This window comes from Sphingomonas sp. 37zxx, assembly GCF_000786205.1.
Classification (GTDB): Bacteria; Pseudomonadota; Alphaproteobacteria; order Sphingomonadales; family Sphingomonadaceae; genus Sphingomonas.
In genome coordinates, this window is record NZ_JROH01000130.1 from 1 (window position 1) to 497 (window position 497).

Sequence of the window (497 nt, forward strand, 5' to 3'; positions counted from 1 at the left end):
AGAGGTGGCTCGGTTTGTCTGCACAGGCTCGCGGTTTTGATAAGTGGATTGCCGCGGGTTGATCATGCCGCTGCGAGAAGCGGCTTGTCGAAGTATATCTGGTCGGGCGTGCGGCCGCCAAGCGCAGAGTGGGGTCGGACGGCATTGTAGAACGCCAGATAGCGGCCGATGCCTGCGCGCGCCTCGGGGACCGAGGCGTAGGCGTTGAGGTACACCTCCTCATATTTTACCGAGCGCCAGAGGCGCTCCACGAACACATTGTCGCGCCAGCAGCCTTTGCCGTCCATGCTGATGGCGATCTTTTCGCGGTGGAGGACCGCGGTGAACGCCGCGCTCGTGAACTGCGAGCCCTGGTCGCTGTTGAAGATGGCGGGCTTGCCATAGCGGGCCAGCGCTTCCTCCAGCGCCTCGATGCAGAATGCGGCATCGAGTGAGATCGACACGCGCCACGCCAGCACGCGCCGGGTGAACCAGTCGACGATGGCGACGAGATAGAC

1 protein-coding gene is annotated in these 497 nt (G+C 63.4%); it reads right to left on the reverse strand.

Features of this window, described 5'->3' with window-relative positions:
• Positions 1 to 62: 62 nt before the first annotated feature.
• The coding region (locus QU44_RS17065; protein WP_033923609.1) for a DDE-type integrase/transposase/recombinase at positions 63 to 497 on the reverse strand (435 nt) is incomplete at its 5' end.